The sequence below is a fragment of the Arthrobacter sp. H5 genome, assembly GCF_000520595.1.
In the GTDB taxonomy this organism is placed as follows: Bacteria; Actinomycetota; Actinomycetes; order Actinomycetales; family Micrococcaceae; genus Arthrobacter_D.
In genome coordinates this window covers 11,108-26,201 of record NZ_KI915003.1, presented here as the reverse complement: position 1 = coordinate 26,201, position 15,094 = coordinate 11,108, and the positions used below count along the sequence as shown (strand labels likewise).

The 15,094-nt window shown below is 64.0% G+C and carries 16 protein-coding genes; 6 read left to right on the top strand and 10 right to left on the bottom strand.

Annotated features, from left to right (window positions below):
* Positions 1-11: 11 nt before the first annotated feature.
* Positions 12-1,631 (bottom strand): septum formation family protein, encoded by a 1,620-nt coding sequence (locus Y708_RS27595; RefSeq protein ID WP_028280457.1) that lies wholly within the window; start codon positions 1,629-1,631, stop codon positions 12-14.
* A gap of 295 nt (positions 1,632-1,926) precedes the next feature.
* Between Y708_RS27595 and Y708_RS0114290 the strand changes: the two genes are divergently transcribed.
* Positions 1,927-2,157, top strand: a complete 231-nt coding sequence (locus Y708_RS0114290; RefSeq protein ID WP_028280456.1) for a DUF3073 domain-containing protein — start codon at positions 1,927-1,929, stop codon at positions 2,155-2,157.
* A 219-nt stretch (positions 2,158-2,376) separates the two neighbouring features.
* Here the strand turns inward: Y708_RS0114290 and purM are convergent, their stop codons facing one another.
* The gene (purM, locus tag Y708_RS0114285) at positions 2,377-3,510 is read right to left on the bottom strand and encodes a phosphoribosylformylglycinamidine cyclo-ligase (protein WP_028280455.1); all 1,134 of its coding nucleotides are present in this window, start codon (positions 3,508-3,510) and stop codon (positions 2,377-2,379) included.
* Complete coding sequence (purF, locus tag Y708_RS0114280; protein ID WP_028280454.1) at positions 3,507-5,066, bottom strand: amidophosphoribosyltransferase; 1,560 nt, start codon at positions 5,064-5,066, stop codon at positions 3,507-3,509. The genes purM and purF overlap by 4 nt, the downstream gene beginning before the upstream one ends.
* On the opposite strand from purF, the gene Y708_RS28480 reads away from it, so the two are divergent.
* Positions 4,951-5,340 carry a nucleotidyltransferase family protein gene (locus Y708_RS28480; protein WP_155853883.1) on the top strand — a complete coding sequence of 130 codons (390 nt, stop codon included), beginning with the start codon at positions 4,951-4,953 and terminating at the stop codon, positions 5,338-5,340. The two genes, purF and Y708_RS28480, sit on opposite strands and share 116 nt — an antisense overlap.
* 306 nt (positions 5,341-5,646) lie before the next feature.
* Here the strand turns inward: Y708_RS28480 and Y708_RS0114275 are convergent, their stop codons facing one another.
* Both Y708_RS0114275 and Y708_RS25210 read right to left on the bottom strand, forming a co-directional pair.
* Positions 5,647-6,246, bottom strand: coding sequence for a nucleotidyltransferase family protein (locus tag Y708_RS0114275; RefSeq protein WP_028280453.1), 600 nt, complete (start codon positions 6,244-6,246; stop codon positions 5,647-5,649).
* Positions 6,247-6,284: 38 nt separating this feature from the next.
* On the bottom strand, positions 6,285-6,926 hold the full coding sequence (locus Y708_RS25210; RefSeq protein ID WP_035776442.1) for a GyrI-like domain-containing protein: 642 nt from the start codon (positions 6,924-6,926) through the stop codon (positions 6,285-6,287).
* A gap of 184 nt (positions 6,927-7,110) precedes the next feature.
* On the opposite strand from Y708_RS25210, the gene Y708_RS0114265 reads away from it, so the two are divergent.
* Positions 7,111-7,368 carry a type II toxin-antitoxin system Phd/YefM family antitoxin gene (locus tag Y708_RS0114265; protein ID WP_028280452.1) on the top strand — a complete coding sequence of 86 codons (258 nt, stop codon included), beginning with the start codon at positions 7,111-7,113 and terminating at the stop codon, positions 7,366-7,368.
* Positions 7,365-7,766, top strand: coding sequence for a type II toxin-antitoxin system VapC family toxin (locus Y708_RS0114260; RefSeq protein ID WP_035776439.1), 402 nt, complete (start codon positions 7,365-7,367; stop codon positions 7,764-7,766). Before Y708_RS0114265 ends, Y708_RS0114260 begins: the two co-directional genes overlap by 4 nt.
* 63 nt (positions 7,767-7,829) lie before the next feature.
* Here the strand turns inward: Y708_RS0114260 and Y708_RS25205 are convergent, their stop codons facing one another.
* The 5 genes from Y708_RS25205 to Y708_RS0114235 all read right to left on the bottom strand — a co-directional run bounded on the left by Y708_RS25205 (position 7,830) and on the right by Y708_RS0114235 (position 12,717).
* Complete coding sequence (locus tag Y708_RS25205) at positions 7,830-8,207, bottom strand: hypothetical protein (protein WP_051479015.1); 378 nt, start codon at positions 8,205-8,207, stop codon at positions 7,830-7,832.
* 19 nt (positions 8,208-8,226) lie between these two features.
* The gene (locus Y708_RS25200) at positions 8,227-9,666 is read right to left on the bottom strand and encodes a DUF2079 domain-containing protein (protein WP_051479014.1); all 1,440 of its coding nucleotides are present in this window, start codon (positions 9,664-9,666) and stop codon (positions 8,227-8,229) included.
* Positions 9,663-10,037, bottom strand: a complete 375-nt coding sequence (locus Y708_RS0114245; protein WP_028280450.1) for a sterol carrier family protein — start codon at positions 10,035-10,037, stop codon at positions 9,663-9,665. The genes Y708_RS25200 and Y708_RS0114245 overlap by 4 nt, the downstream gene beginning before the upstream one ends.
* Positions 10,034-11,038, bottom strand: coding sequence for an asparaginase (locus tag Y708_RS0114240; protein WP_028280449.1), 1,005 nt, complete (start codon positions 11,036-11,038; stop codon positions 10,034-10,036). Before Y708_RS0114240 ends, Y708_RS0114245 begins: the two co-directional genes overlap by 4 nt.
* Before the next feature lie 80 nt (positions 11,039-11,118).
* A complete protein-coding gene (locus Y708_RS0114235; protein ID WP_028280448.1) occupies positions 11,119-12,717 on the bottom strand; it encodes a molybdopterin-dependent oxidoreductase in 1,599 nt (532 codons plus the stop codon).
* A 127-nt stretch (positions 12,718-12,844) separates the two neighbouring features.
* Between Y708_RS0114235 and purD the strand changes: the two genes are divergently transcribed.
* Both purD and Y708_RS0114225 read left to right on the top strand, forming a co-directional pair.
* Positions 12,845-14,134: a phosphoribosylamine--glycine ligase gene (purD, locus tag Y708_RS0114230; protein WP_028280447.1), complete on the top strand. Its 1,290-nt coding sequence runs from the start codon at positions 12,845-12,847 to the stop codon at positions 14,132-14,134.
* On the top strand, positions 14,131-15,000 hold the full coding sequence (locus tag Y708_RS0114225; protein WP_028280446.1) for a phosphoribosylaminoimidazolesuccinocarboxamide synthase: 870 nt from the start codon (positions 14,131-14,133) through the stop codon (positions 14,998-15,000). Before purD ends, Y708_RS0114225 begins: the two co-directional genes overlap by 4 nt.
* Positions 15,001-15,094: the final 94 nt, after the last annotated feature.

Sequence of the window (15,094 nt, the reverse complement as noted above, 5' to 3'; positions counted from 1 at the left end):
CCGGCTGCACGCTATTCAGCGAGCAGATCATCGGTGATGATGTTTCCGTCCTCGCTGAAGACAAAGCAGTCCACCCGGCGGTCGCCGTTGGCCCAGGTCGACTGGGACGGACTGGCCTGCGTCAACTGCAGCCCCGGATACTCCGCAGCTGCTGCTTCATTCACCATTACCCCGTCGCACAGCTCCTGAGCCCGGAGGTTCAACGCTTCGTCACCGGGAAACTCGGAGTCGTCAGGATAGTTCTCGGTGGCGAGCAGTTGAGCGTTGTGCGGTGTAGCACATGTGACCACTGTCATGTTGTCATTGATGGTCTCGAAGTCGAGCAGGCATGCGGCGAGGGGCAGGTCCAGTGGTGGAACGCTTTCAGCGATGATTCCGTCCGCTCCTGCGGTTGCCGGAATGGTTGCCGATCCACCGTTGGGCTCCTCCGCTGGGCCGGAGTTGAGCCGGTCGAAAATGACGAAGATTGCAAAGATCAGCAGGACGAGCACCGCCAGCGACACTACTCCGATGATAATCAGCGTCCGCTTACTGGTACCGCTGTTTTCCGGCCGGTGCTGCCCGCCCGGCTGACCGGTGCCGGGTCCCGGTGGCATGCCGGCTGGTGGGAGGCCATAGTGGCCGCCCAGCGGCACTTCCTGCGGCCCGCGCGCTTGCTGCTGAGAAGGATCGGCAGGCGGGTAGGGCGCGTGCTGTCCGCCCCAGGGCCTGTCGGCGGGTGACTCTTCTTGACCAGCGTCCTGCGGGAGCCGGGCATCGGTGGGCTCTACAGGCTGCTCCTCCGGTGGCTCCGGCTGCTGGCCGGTTGGTGTGCCCAAGCTGACCGGAGGTGTTCCTGCGGCGTCCGGCTTGCTGGCGGGCGGAGCCGGAATGCTGGGCGGGAGATTTACGGGCGCTACGCCCGAAGCAAGTGTCGGCTCTGGCTGTGGCGCCGACGGTGTTTCCTCAGCCATTTCGGCAAGCTGGGCCACCGCCTCGTGGCGATCCGTCCCCGATGCCGCGAGCTCCTGGTCGTCATAGAGGCGAGCCCAACGTTCCTCATCGGTTGTCGCTCCCATCCACGTGGGGGACTCGCCCGTGACAGCGAAACTGGTAAGTGCGCCGTCGCCGTTGGTTCCGGCCCCCACGGGCGGCGCAGCAGCGGATTCGACCGGTGGTGCAGACGGTGCGGGTGGAGAGGATGGGCGTCCCGTATCACCGGCGGGACCACCTGCAGGCGCCGTCCCGGCCGGCACTGCTTTTTCGGCCGGGACATCCGCAGGCATGGGACCGCCCACCAGGGTGCCGGCCTCCTCGGCCTCGCGCTCAACCCTCCGGGTCTCGGCAGCGATCTCGTCGAGTGACGCCGCCTGAACAATGTCATCACTGATTCTCACAGGCTCGAGTGAAGGCTCAGTGAGCGTCACATCGTCCGCCGTGGTTCCCAGCTCTGGCTCAAGCGTCTCGGAGCTTACCAACGGGTCGGTCAACTGAACCTCGTCGGGATCCACCAGCGCGGGCTCCTCAATCTCCGGCTCCGCTGCGGATGATCCGGCGTCACCAGCCGTCAATCCGTTCTCTTCCGGCGGTTGGACGCCGTTGTCGGGGGATGCTGGATCAGCGTCCTGCGGCTTGTTCGGCTGATCGCTCATAGTGAACGGAATCCTCCTGTAGATTGCACGTAAATCCGGACTAAAGTAGGTGGCTAACCACGACTTTAGCCAAGTTTCAGCCCATAAGGCACGGTCAGGCGTCCGGGCAGGTCGGATCAAGGCCCTGCGGGCGTAGCCTGTACTGCGTTGCCCGCGCACCAGCCGCTCCGAAAACATGTAACCTATAGTTACGACAAATTGACCAAATACTCCGGGGCCTCGCAGCTGCCTTGGGTCCTTGAGACCCAAAGCTACAGCGACCACCTCCGGATCGACGCAAAAAGGGGGTCACGCCATGGGGCGCGGCCGTCAGAAGGCGAAAGCCACCAAGCAGGCACGGGATATGAAGTACTTCAGCCCGTCCACCGATTACACGGCGCTGCAGCGAGAGCTCACAGGCCCGGGTGGCCGTGCTTCCTCCCGTCATGATGATCCGGTTGAACCGGATTACTCAGAGTACGCGGATAAGTATGCGGACCAGTTTGAGGACGATGGGGACGACGGCGGAAACCGCCGCACGGGCTAACCTCACCATTTCTGCACCACCGGTGATGCGGCAGCTGCCGCTTCTCTTTTGTGCGCCCGAAGTCATGTGGACCGGGTGCCGTGCCAGCGATACTTCCCGCCAGACGATCCACCCGCGGACACGGGTTCCGGTCGCTACCGTGTCCCTGGACCGCAAAAGCAGCGGCAGGCCGGGTAGGATGCCCCGATCTCAACTTCCTCAAGGGTCCGCCGGCGGCGGTTAGGCGTAGGCGCCCATCAGCCGCACTGATCCACCGTTAACGCCTTTGGCGCCCTGAACGTAGTCCGGACCGTCTGTACTAGAGCCCGAGGCTTCCCCAATCTGGCCCATCACCCAGGCGGGCACACCGCGCTCGGTTAGGCGCGCGACGGCGGCATCCGCACCTTCGCGGGACACCACGGCAACCATGCCCACGCCGAGATTAAGCGTGCGCTCCAAGTCAGGCAGAGGGACATTTCCCAGCTCTGCAACCAGCTTGAAGATCGGCGGGAGCTCCCACGTGGAACGGTCAACCGTTGCTTCCATTCCCTGCGGCAGCACCCTGGCGAGATTGGCGGCGAGTCCGCCGCCGGTAACGTGGCTGAAGCCATGAACTGATCCCGGTGCGCCGTCGTCGTTGTTTACCGGCAGATACCGCGCGAGATCCAGGCAGTCGGCAGCGTACACACGCGTGGGCTCGAGGAGCTCCTCACCCAGTGTGCGGCCCAGTTCCGACACCTGCCGGTCCAGCGCCCAGCCCGCCTGATTAATGACCCGTCGAACAAGCGAATAGCCGTTGGAATGCAGGCCGGAGGACGCCATGCCGATCACCACGTCGCCGTCCCGTACACGGTCCGGGCCAAGCAGCGCGTCCGCTTCCACCACTCCGGTTGCCGCGCCGGCGACGTCGTACTCGTGTTCGCCCAGGAGGCCGGGATGCTCGGCTGTCTCGCCGCCCACCAGGGCTGTTCCCGCGACCGAGCAGGCGGCGGCGATGCCGCGCACAATGTCGGCGATCCGCTCGGGAACCACCTTGCCGCAGGCGATGTAGTCGGTCATGTACAGCGGTTCGGCGCCCACCACCACAATGTCATCGACCACCATGCCCACCAGGTCAAAGCCGATGGTGTCGTGGATGTCCATGGCCTGCGCAATAGCCACCTTGGTGCCTACCCCATCGGTGGACGTGGCGAGGAGCGGCCTCCGGTAGGTCAGGAGCCTGGACACATCGTAGAGGCCGGCGAAACCGCCGACGCCGCCAATCACCTGATCCGTATGGGTTGCCTTGACGGCATCCTTCATCAGCTCGACGGCCCTGTCACCTGCCTCGACGTCCACGCCGGCGCTTGCATAGGTGATGGGGTTGGAGCTCATACGCGTTCCTTCTTGTCTTCGTCGGTCAGGACTGCTTCCAGCTCACTGTCCGGGCCGGGATCACAGCCGGTGGCGCCTGGTTTGTCAGCGGGATCGACGCGTTCCAGAAGGTTTTTGCCACGCCGGTCTTCGTCCGGTAGCGCGATGGGGTATTCGCCGGTAAAGCAGGCGGTGCAGAGCCGTTCACGGGGCTGACGGGTGGCGTTGATCATGCCGTCCTCGGAGATGTAGGCCAGGCTGTCGGCGCCAATCGACTTCCCGATTTCCTCCACGGCCGCACCGTTGGCAATGAGTTCGGCGCGTGATGCGAAGTCAATGCCATAGAAGCAGGGCCAGCGCACGGGCGGCGACGAGATCTTGACGTGGACGGATGCGGCGCCGGCCTCGCGGAGCATGCGGACGACGGCCCGCTGGGTGTTTCCGCGGACGATCGAGTCATCCACCACAATGATGCGCTTGCCGCGGATTACGGATTCCAGCGCGTTGAGCTTGAGTCGGATGCCGAGCTGGCGCAGGGTCTGGCTTGGCTGAATGAACGTGCGGCCCACATAGGCGTTCTTCACGAATCCGTGCGCAAAAGGTATCCCGGATTCCTCCGCAAAGCCCACGGCGGCAGGTGTACCCGATTCTGGAACGGGGATGACGACGTCGCCCTCGGCCTGGTTCTCGCGCGCCAGTTGACGACCCATCTCCACGCGGGAGTCGTAGACCGAACGGCCAGCGATGGAGGCGTCGGGACGTGCCAGGTAAACATACTCGAAGACGCAGCCAGCGGCAGTTGTGGGCGCAAACCGGCTGGAACGCACGCCCTCCTCGTCGATCGCGATGAACTCGCCGGGCTCGATCTCGCGGATAAAGCTGGCGCCAACGGTAGCCAGTGCGGCCTGCTCGGAGGCAACCACCCAGCCGCGTTCCAACCTGCCAAGCACCAGTGGACGTACGCCGTGCGGGTCGCGGGCGGCGTACAGGGTTCCCTCATCCATGAAGACGAAGCAGAAGGCACCCTGGATTTTTGGCAGTAGTTCAAGCGCCGTGTCTTCAAGGGAGCGGCCGTCATTCCCCGCAAGCAGGGTAGTGACCAGTGCCGTGTCCGAGGTGTTGCCCTGAGCCATTTCCCCGCTGCGCGGCTTGCCATGGCGGTTCAGCACCAGTTGATAGAGATCGGCTGAATTGGTGAGGTTGCCGTTGTGCGCCAGGGCTACTGTCCCCGCTGCGGTGGCGCCGAGGGTGGGCTGGGCGTTGGCCCAATTGGATGATCCTGTGGTGGAGTAGCGGCAGTGGCCAACGGCGATGTGCCCGGTGAGCGTGTTGAGGGTGGTTTCGTCAAAGACCTGGGAGACCAGGCCCATGTCCTTATAGACGCTGATGCGGCTGCCGTCACTCGTGGCAATACCGGCCGACTCCTGACCACGGTGCTGCAGTGCGTACAGGCCGTAGTAGGTGAGTTTTGCTACCTCTTCGCCGGGTGCCCAGACGCCGAATACACCACAGGCATCCTGGGGGCTTTTCTCGCCGGGTAAGAGATCATGGGAAAGCATTCCGTCGCCGCGAACCATTGGACCATTCTCTCACGGGCGAACGGCTGATGTTTTCGGCTCTGTTGCCCGCGGAGAGGACGTCTCTGCCCGCGATCTCGACCTCTTCGTTAATTTCGACCACAATGCCGATGTGTTCGACCTGGCTGACCTCGTCACTTCACTGGAAGAGCTGACTGGAATGCGCGTTGACGTGATTTCTGAGGGAGATGCCATGGCGTGGTCAATACGAGGAGCAGTGGCAGCATGGTGGCGGTCGCTGCGACTCGGGTGCTGCGGGTGTGCATGGACATAAGTTCCCCTTCTTGGTGGGCGGAGTGTGCGGTGCTTTTTCATTCAATACCCGGCCCCTAGGGCATACTCAAGCGGACATCGGGGCCGGCATCGTCAGAGTCAGCGGTAGACGGGTCGCGTGTCTGTTGGGTTCGCTTCATGAGCGAAATCTGGTCCCTGGTGTATGCGGAGGGCGGCTCTGATCGGCGACCTCACAGACCTCGCCGACGACCTGTGGGCCCATCCTTCGCTTTGTGGAGGCTGGCCGGGCGTGTCTGTGCTGAAGGGATCATCACCAGACGGCTCGCTGCGGGGATTGAACGTAAAACTATGTGTTTCGCAAAACGGGCGCCGGCCACGGAAGAACGGTCAACGACGGCCATTCAGCTCTCCACCGCGCAGTTTTGACGTCAAACACATCCTTCGGCGCGAGAACGGGATTCGGCACGACCCGTCGCTCGAAGATATCCCGGTAACCGAATGGCGCATATGTGGCAAGGCTGCCGTCCTCCATTGCAGTGACGGCGAAACAGCAGGTCTTGGCGGCAAAATGATCGATAGCATCCCGGGTGCTGACGAACGGCATGGCCGGAACCCCAAAATGATCCTGGTACCAGATATGGACTCTGGCTTCATTGCGGACTTCGACGACCACGCCAAGATGCTGGAACAACGTCCGCGCCAGGGAAATTACTGCATTCTCCGCCTCATAGGAGGTGTCCTCGTCGAAATAAAACAGGTCGTAGTCGCGGATGTCGCTGGCCGGGTCTCGACCTTCGAGCACGTTCCACACTGTCTGAAACAACGCGCCGGCCGTCAGCCACCAATCCGGGACGCCTAGCTGCGGAGCCAGGGTAAGAATCTCGCTGTTGATTCGATTGCGTTGGATGAGATCCAGGAATAGCTGCTCGTCGTCGCCCGCGGTCATGAATACCATTCTGCTTCACCGATGCACCAACTACGGCTCTAAACGCCACTAACTGCCGCGCTCCGAGGAGTGCTGGTGACGGGTTGGCGCAGGATGGTCTTTAGCCGGGCGGGTTCGATCTTGCGGGCATCAGAGAGGTAGACCTCGTGGTGCCGGCCGGTCGCGGCGAGTCCGTTCGCGGGGAGGAACCCGTCATGCAGGAGTTCGAGCGTGGGGCCTTCATCGTCATAGGAGCCGACGTGCAAGACCTGCACGCTGCGGCCTTCTGTATAGCGCTCGAAGCGGACAAGCCTGAGCGCCGGCAGCTTCCTCTTCTGCGCGGCGGCCAGTGCGTCATCGACCATCTCAGGGGTGATCCAGTCGGGTTGAGCGATCATCATGGTCCAGTTCCACGCGTTCTTGTCGCGGGTGCGGAAGACTTCCAGGTTCTCCGCTGACCACAGTCCTTCGAGTGGCGCTACCGTGTGCACCCTTTCCAACCGTGTCTTTGCCACGGCTCGAACTGCGTAGGAGGAGGCGTAGAGCGCCTCAACCGCTTCTCGATAGGTCACTGTCGTGTTTGGGTCGCCGTGCCCGTCGATCATGAGGAACCCCATCTCAGGCACGTCGATGATCTCGAAGCCGCCGGGCTTCGGCGCGTATAGGTGCTTGCGGTCCCTCTTGATGTCATACGTCTGCAACGTGCTCTCCTTCCATCAGTTACGACTATGCGATATACGAGCCACCTCCTGACCACTGGATGCGGACACCCACTGTCCGCATCCAGTGGTCATCGATCGGCAACTGGGCCCCCGTTCGGGGGTTGTCAGCGGGAACGGGAGAGGCTTCAAATTTTTGTGTGGCGAGAGTGCTACGATCAAACACATGACGACTATCGCTTCGCGTGATCTGCGAAATCACACGGCTGATGTCCTGCGTCAAGTTTCCGGCGGAACGCACGTCACGATTACGGTGAACGGCTTGCCGGTAGCCGAGATCAGCCCCATTCGATCCGCACGCAAGCAGTTCCTGACCAAGACCGATCTCATCGAGATCATGACTCGGAGGCAGGCTGATCCTGGACTGCGTGACGATCTTGAGACGCTTGCTGGGGAGACCACCGACACCCTCGATCCGCTATGACCTCTCGAAGCGCGCTGCTGGACACCAGCGTACTGATAGGTCAAGAGAGCGGACGTCCTCTGGATACCGAGTCGATACCCGAGCAAACCGCGGTGAGTGTTGTGACGCTTGCCGAACTGCACGCGGGTGTACTGGCCGCGACCGATACGGGCACCCGTGCGCGCCGTCTAACCACGCTGGATGCTGTCTCTGTGGTGGAGGCACTGCCGGTCACCGCAGCGGCGGCCCATGAGTGGGCCAGGCTGAGGGTGCGACTGGCAGAAGAAGGACGTACGGCCAAGATCAACGATCTCTGGATTGCGGCGGTGGCCGCGGCCAATGGGATGGATGTTATCAGCCAGGACAGCGACTTCGACGCGATCGAAAGCGTGGGCGGTCCCACCGTTATACGAGTGTGAAGTCCTGAAGGCTGCGTCCCGCAGCTGGGCGGGGATTATGCAACACCGTACTGAGCGCCCGGCTCAGCTTCCCGAGGGCGGGTTACCCGTGACGGGTTTCGACCCGGTCTCGGGCGCGGAGGCAGGCTCAACCTCGCCGTCTTCGTCGTCGTCCATACGCTCAGCCGTCGCCCGCGTGGCGCGTTTCACGCTCCGGCGGTCCAGCAGCAGCGCAACCAGCCCGCCCAGCAGCAGGCCTGGAATCGCAAGGACCATGCTGAAGAATCCCAGCACAGATGCGCGGGTCAGCGTGGGATCGCCGGGCCCCGCGTACGTGATGATCAAGGCCGCAACGAAACCGAGCAACGCCCCCAACGCCATGATCGGCGCGAACTTCGGCGCCCGGCGGACGGTGACCTGACGGCGCTCGGGTGAAGGTGGGGTGGGCGGCGTAGTGCTCATGCGTTAAGGCTACCGGCCCTCAACCGCTCCGCTTGACCAGCTGATACCCGGACTCCTGGAAGACCAGTTCATAGTCCTCACCCGGATAGGTTTCCTCGGCATGGTCTTCGGCGCTTTCGGGCCGCACGGGCCCCCAACTCCAGTCGTCGGCGTCAACTATCAGGTAATCCGGCGCGGGGTTCTCGTTGCCGATCCATAGCACCTCGGTATGCGGCACCAGATACGGCATAAGAACCACCCCACTTTCAACAGTTGCGCCCGCCGGTATCCGCTCCATCAGCCGGTGGGCTGCGTCCCAGCGCGCCGACTGCTGAAAGGTCTCCGGATTGGCCAGCGCCGCAAGCGGCTGGCTAGGCAACAGCATCACGGCCACCACACTGACCACCGGCACGACGGCGGCGCTGTAGGAGCGCAGCCAGGCCCGCCTGCTCTGCCGGGCCGCCAGGATCCCGTCGATCAGCGCGACAAACAGGATGGGCATGAGGACCGCGTTGTAGTGCCATCCCGGTCCCCAGTAGCCGGGGTTCTCCGAAACGAAGCGCCAGAGCAGCGTCGGCACCACAATCAGACCCAGCGGGGACCGGAGCCACAGGAATCCGCCCGCGATGAGGAGCAGCCACACCGTCTGGTACTTCTCCTCTGCGCTCAGCATGGTGAACAGGCTGTCTACGGGGTTGGCAAGCATCGCGCCGACGTCAATCCGGTCGGCGTAGTCGTAGGTTCCACCGGTATTCAGTGCCGGAAGGATCAGCCCAACGGATATCAGCATCCAGGCAAGGCCCCACACCGCCAGCCACAGGCCGGCCTGGTGACGGAACCGCCAGGCAATGACCAGCCCGAAAGCGAAGACCGTTAGTCCCATATCCTCTTTGATGAAGACGAGGAGGCCGGCCCAGATTACCGCCGCCCGCAGCCGGGTCTCGACCGTTGCCTCCAATGCCAGGGCGAGCAGTGGCAGCGCGAAGGCGATCTCGTGGAACTGCACGGCGACCGCGGCCTGAACACCCCACGACAACCCGTAGGCAGCGCCGAGCAACATCCCGCCGGCGTTGCCGATGCGCCGGATGGCTAGCCGGGTGATCACCAGGACCGACAGCCCGACCAACAGATTCTGCACCATCAGCAGGCTGAATCCAGTCGGGAAGAACGCGTAGACGGGCCCAAGCAGTACCAGCAGCGGATGGAAATGATCCCCGAGCAGGTTGAAGCCCTCGCCTTTGATGGAAACAATCGGCGCGTCAAACCCGCCGTACGCTTTGGCGAGCTGGGTGAAGATGCCAAGGTCCCAGGACGGTGTGTCGAACCTGTTCCATTGCGCGGTCGAAAACGCCAGGTAGAGGGCCGTCACAGCACCGGCAACCAGCCACGCTCCGGCAGGCTGGCGGCTCACTGCGGCGCTGATGTCCCTCGCGCCCCGCGAGAGGAAGTTCGCCGTGGCGGGTGAGCGTTGGTCCGTCACGGCAGCTCCGCAGCGAACAACGGCAGCACATCGGAGAGATCCGCCCGCTGCCCGGAAGCCGATACGCGCCCGGCAGCAACGGCGTCGGTCCAGGACAGGCCGCCGGTCACCAAGGAAAGCCACGTGTCGGCATCGGTTTCCACCACGTTGGGAGGTGTGCCCCTGGTATGCCGCGGGCCTTCAATACACTGCACGACGCCGAGTGGGGGCACCCGGACTTCCACACTGTTCCCGGGTGCCCTGGCACCAAGCTCCTCGAGTGCGTAGCGCACCGCCGTCGCCCGGTCGGCGCGTTCGCCGTTGCCGGAAGCCATCGCCGCGAGGGCTGACTGGCCCGCGGAAGCCGCGATTCGCCGTCGTGCCATGATCAGTCCAGCAGCGCCATGACCGGGCCGGCGATACGCAGCCGGCCCACCGGGACACCGCCGCCCATCACGGGCTGCACAACCTTCTCCAGCACGGCGGCGACGCGTTCGATGTCGATAGCGCCTGTTGCCGCAAGCAGCGTCAGACCCACCAGCGTGGTGGCGCGGATGTTGCCGTCAAGCATTTTCAAGGCAAGGGAAACACCGGTGGATGTTCCCATGACCAGCACGCCTTCGGCGCCGTTCTTGGAGATGATGCCAAGGTCCTCCATGACAACCGAGTTCTCGCGGCCGCGGCCATGGACGGCCCAGGGGTAGTCGAGCATGGCGGTAGCCACAGTGGCTGCACGCGCATCGGCGTTCTTGTCTCCGGGAGCCTTGGCAATTTTCCCGATCCCCCGCGCAAGGCCGGTGAGGGAGACCGCGGCGAGCGGCGAGCCGCAGCCGTCGACCGCCCAGTGGTTGATCTTCTCTTCGGTGTATTCCTCGATGAGGGAGGCGATCTGCTGCTGCAGGGGATGTTCCGGCTGCAGATAAGTGCTGTGGTCCCAGTTGTTCTCGGTGCACGCCCACAGGAATGCCGCATGCTTTCCGGAGCAATTAAAGGCGATCCGCTGCCGGCCCTTCTCGGTGCGGACCAGCCAGTTGCGGGCCTCCTCATCCTGTGGCCAGTCGGCGGGACACTGCAGGTGATCCTCGGTGACTCCCGCGGCGTGGAGCATGGTGCGCACCACGTCCATGTGTTCATGACTGCCCACATGGCTGGCCGCGGCCAGCGCAACCTGCGCGCCGCGCAGGGGGACGCCTGCCTGCATGGTGGCCAGCGCCTGGAACGGTTTCAGGGTTGATCGGGGGAAGACAGGCGCATTAATGTCGCCAAGTTCAGTCACCACACTTCCGTCAGCGGACAGCACCACCGCCGAACCAAGGTGACGGGATTCGATGAAACCGTTGCGCTCCAGGACGGCGAGGTCCACGGCGCTGGAAGAAGTGAAGGTTTGAGGCATGGTTCCAGTATTCCCTATTGAAACTTGTGCCCACCGGAGAGAACGGTCATCCGATGGACACAAGACGTGGTCGACGGGAATTACTCCGCCGAGAACTGAACGGAGGGCCAGCCCGATGCACCGTTGGGCACCGTGTCCGCGCGCTGTTCCGTCTGAACACCCTCGGGGTCATAAGCGCGGGCGCGGATCCGGTGCGAGCCCGGCTCAAGCTCCGTCTCCAGCGACCACTGCCGCCAGGTATCCACCGATGCCTCGGCGGCCAGCGTGGCTTCCTGCCAGTCGTCGTCGTCAATCTGAACCTCAACCTTTTCGACGCCACGGTGCTGTGCCCAAGCGCTGCCGCCAACCATCACGGTGCCGGCGGCCATCTGCTCGAAGGACCGCGGTACCTCGACCCGTGCCATGGTTTTGATTGGGCCCTTCTCGGACCAGCCTCGGTTGGTCCAGTACGCCGTCTGGTCGGCGAAGCGGGTGACCTCCAGATCAACCACCCATTTGGTTGCCGACACATAGCCGTATAGCCCGGGGACCACCATACGGACCGGGTAGCCGTGCTCCAGTGGAAGAGGCTCATCGTTCATGGCAATGGCCAAGATGGCGTCCCGGTCATCCTGCAGGATGGGCAGGGGCGTGGAGGCGCTGAAACCATCGGTGCTGGTGGACAGGACCATGTCCGCGCCTTCCTGCGGCTTCGCCTGCGCCAGCAGTTCACGGATGGGAAAGCCCAGCCACTTGGCGTTGCCGATCAGGTCACCACCCACCGGGTTGGATACGCAGGTCAGGGTGATGTGCCGTTCAATGAGCTCGGAGTCCAGCAGGTCCTGGAAGTTGATGGTGACTTCCTCCTCCACCATCCCGTGAATGCGAAGCTCCCACGTGTCGACGTCCACCTGCGGGATGCTCAGCGCGGTATCGATCCGGTAGAAATCCTCGTTTGGGGTCACCCACGGGACCACACCGTCAACGTCTACCTCCACGCCTTCGGGAACGGGTGGCGCGGCGCTCGCGGGGGAAGGGAAAGTCAGTTTCTCGCGGACCACATTCACGGTATTGCGGACCCCGCCGATGACGGCTCCACCCGTCGCGGCAACGGCTGCGACGACGGCGGTCACGCCTGCTGCTGCGAAGAAGGAGCGGCGGCTGGTGGCAGGTTCGCCGTCCGCGGCGTCGGTTCGGGCGTGGCTGTTGGCGCCCTCGCCGTCGTCGTGCTGTGTCTTGGGTGCCGTGGAGGCGTGGACTTTACGGATCATCCAACGGAGCGCAGCGAGCCCGGCAACCGTTCCCAGGACGGACGGCAGGGCGTCGAACGGCGAAGCGCCGGCACGCGAAACCACGGCAGCGACAATAACCACACCCAGCAGCAGTACACCCGCAACGCCAAGGACCCATGTGCGCCAGGCGACATAGCCAAGCAGCGCGGCCAGGGCCACGATCGTGACTCCCATGCCCACAAACAGGGCGAGCTTGTCATTGGTGCCGAAGGTGTCGATCGCGAAGTCCTTCAGCCACGGCGGGGTGAAGTCGATGAAGGTGGAACCCAGAGCGATCAGAGGCGCCGAGCGGCTGGTGAAGAACGAGCCCACCAGCTCGGCGACACCCAGCACCAGCCCCGCCGCCAGGATTCCAGCGAGCATGGCGAGCGTGGACGCTCTCAGGAGGAAGTTCTTCACGGCTTTCATACTCTATGTTCGCAGCGCGGCACGGCGTGTATGGGTATGGAGGGGACCCGTCACACTGTCGTAAGGAATGTCACGTACCACGCGCGGGCTTCACCGGCGCCATGCCCAGCCAGTACCCTGAACTACTGTGAAGGTTCTTGTGATTGGCCCCGGTGGCCGCGAACACGCCATTGTCCGTTCCCTGCTGGCCGACCCGTATGTCAGCGAGGTGCACGCCGCACCCGGCAACGCCGGAATTGCGCAGGTTGTGCCCGTCCACAGCATTGACGCAAGCGATCCTGCCGCCGTGACAGCGCTGGCGGAGCGTCTCGCATCCGATCTCGTGGTGATCGGACCCGAAGCACCACTTGCCGCAGGAGTGGCCGATGCCCTTGCCTCGGCCGGTATTCCGGTGTTCGGCCCGTCGCGGGCAGCGGCGCAGCTTGAGGCTTCCAAGGCGTTTGCCAAACAGGTGATGGCAGCGGCGAATGTGCCCACAGCCATGGCCCGCGTTGCGGTATCCGCGGCCGAGGCGGCCGAGGCACTGGACACGTTCGGCGCCCCGTACGTGGTCAAGGATGACGGCCTGGCCGCAGGTAAGGGTGTTGTGGTCACCTCCTCCCGCGATGAGGCACTGGCCCACGCGCAGACCTGCTTCGACGCCGGCGGTTCGGTGGTCATCGAGGAATTCCTGGACGGACCGGAAGTGTCCCTGTTTGTTCTATCGGATGGCCACAACGTGCTGCCGCTGGCGCCCGCACAGGACTTCAAACGGATTTACGACGACGACGCCGGCCCCAACACCGGCGGCATGGGCGCCTACTCGCCGCTGGAGTGGGCGCCTGCAGGCCTGGTGGAAGAGGTCATTGAGCGGGTGGCGCAGCCCACCATCGACGAGATGGCGCACCGTGGAGCTCCCTTCACCGGCGTGTTGTACTGCGGCTTGGCACTCACCTCACGCGGGGTGCGTGTGGTCGAATTTAATGCCCGCTTCGGCGACCCGGAAACCCAGGCTGTCCTCGCGCGGCTCAAGACCCCGCTCGGCGGATTGCTGATGGCCGCCGCGAAGGGGGAACTGGACCGGATCAATGACCTAGCCTGGTCGCGGCAGACCGCCGTCGCCGTCGTACTCGCCTCAGCGAACTATCCTGACACTCCGCGCACCGGCGACCGCGTGCGGGGCTTGAAAAAGGCCTCAGCACTCGAAGGTGTTCATGTGCTGCACGCCGGGACCTCCCTGTCGGAGGAGGGCAAAGTGGTGTCGTCGGGCGGCCGTGTGCTTGCCGTCGTCGGGTTGGGCGATGATCTGGTGGAGGCGCGGTCAAAAGCGTACGACGGCGTGGGCCTCCTCGATCTTGAGGGCGGCCAATTTCGCACCGACATCGGTTTGAAGGCCGCACGCGGCGAGGTCTTCGGCTCCGCTTCGAAGGAGGCATGACCGTGCCTGCGGAGGTTGAGGGGTGGCGGCACTTCTACTCCGGTAAGGTACGAGACCTATACGAGCCGGAGTCCGGCCCGTCCGACCGGGTGCTGGTGGTGGCTAGCGACAGGATCAGCGCCTACGACTTTGTGCTCTCCAGCGAGATCCCCGACAAAGGCCGGGTGCTCACCCAACTGAGCCTGTGGTGGTTTGAGCAGCTTCCCGTACCCAATCACGTGCTGTCCACCGACGTGCCGGCGGCCGTGGCAGGGCGCGCCATGATCTGCCGACGGCTGGACATGATCCCGGTGGAATGCATCGCCCGCGGCTACCTCACCGGTTCCGGGCTCCTCGAGTACCAGCACTCCGGCACCGTATGCTCATTGCCGCTGCCGGAGGGACTCGAGGACGGATCACACCTGTCGCCCCCCGTGTTCACTCCCTCCGCCAAGGCCGAGGTGGGGGAGCATGACGAGAACATCCCCTATGACGCCGTCGTCATGATGGTGGGCGACGACCTGGCGGCCAGGCTGCGCTCGCTGACCCTGGACATCTACTCACAGGCAGAGTCGGTTGCCCGGTCACGGGGAATCATTCTGGCTGACACCAAGGTGGAGTTTGGGCTGTCATCCTCCGGGGACATCACGCTCGGCGATGAGGTGCTGACGCCGGACTCGTCGCGGTTCTGGGACGCGGACCTGTATGCGCCCGGGCAGTCACAGCCGTCCTTTGACAAACAGTTTGTCCGCGATTGGCTTACCTCCGACGAAGCGGGGTGGGACAGGGTGTCCCCGCCGCCGGCATTGCCGTCCGCCGTGGTGGAGCGGACCCGTTCCCGGTACGTCGAGGCCTATGAGCGGTTGACTGGGCGGACATTTTCTTAGGATTGTTTCATCCTGCCCAGGCAGCCATCCCGCCAGCTGGGTCTCATCCCGCCCATTGACTCGGGGCACTCGGTGGGCACAACTGGTTATGCCC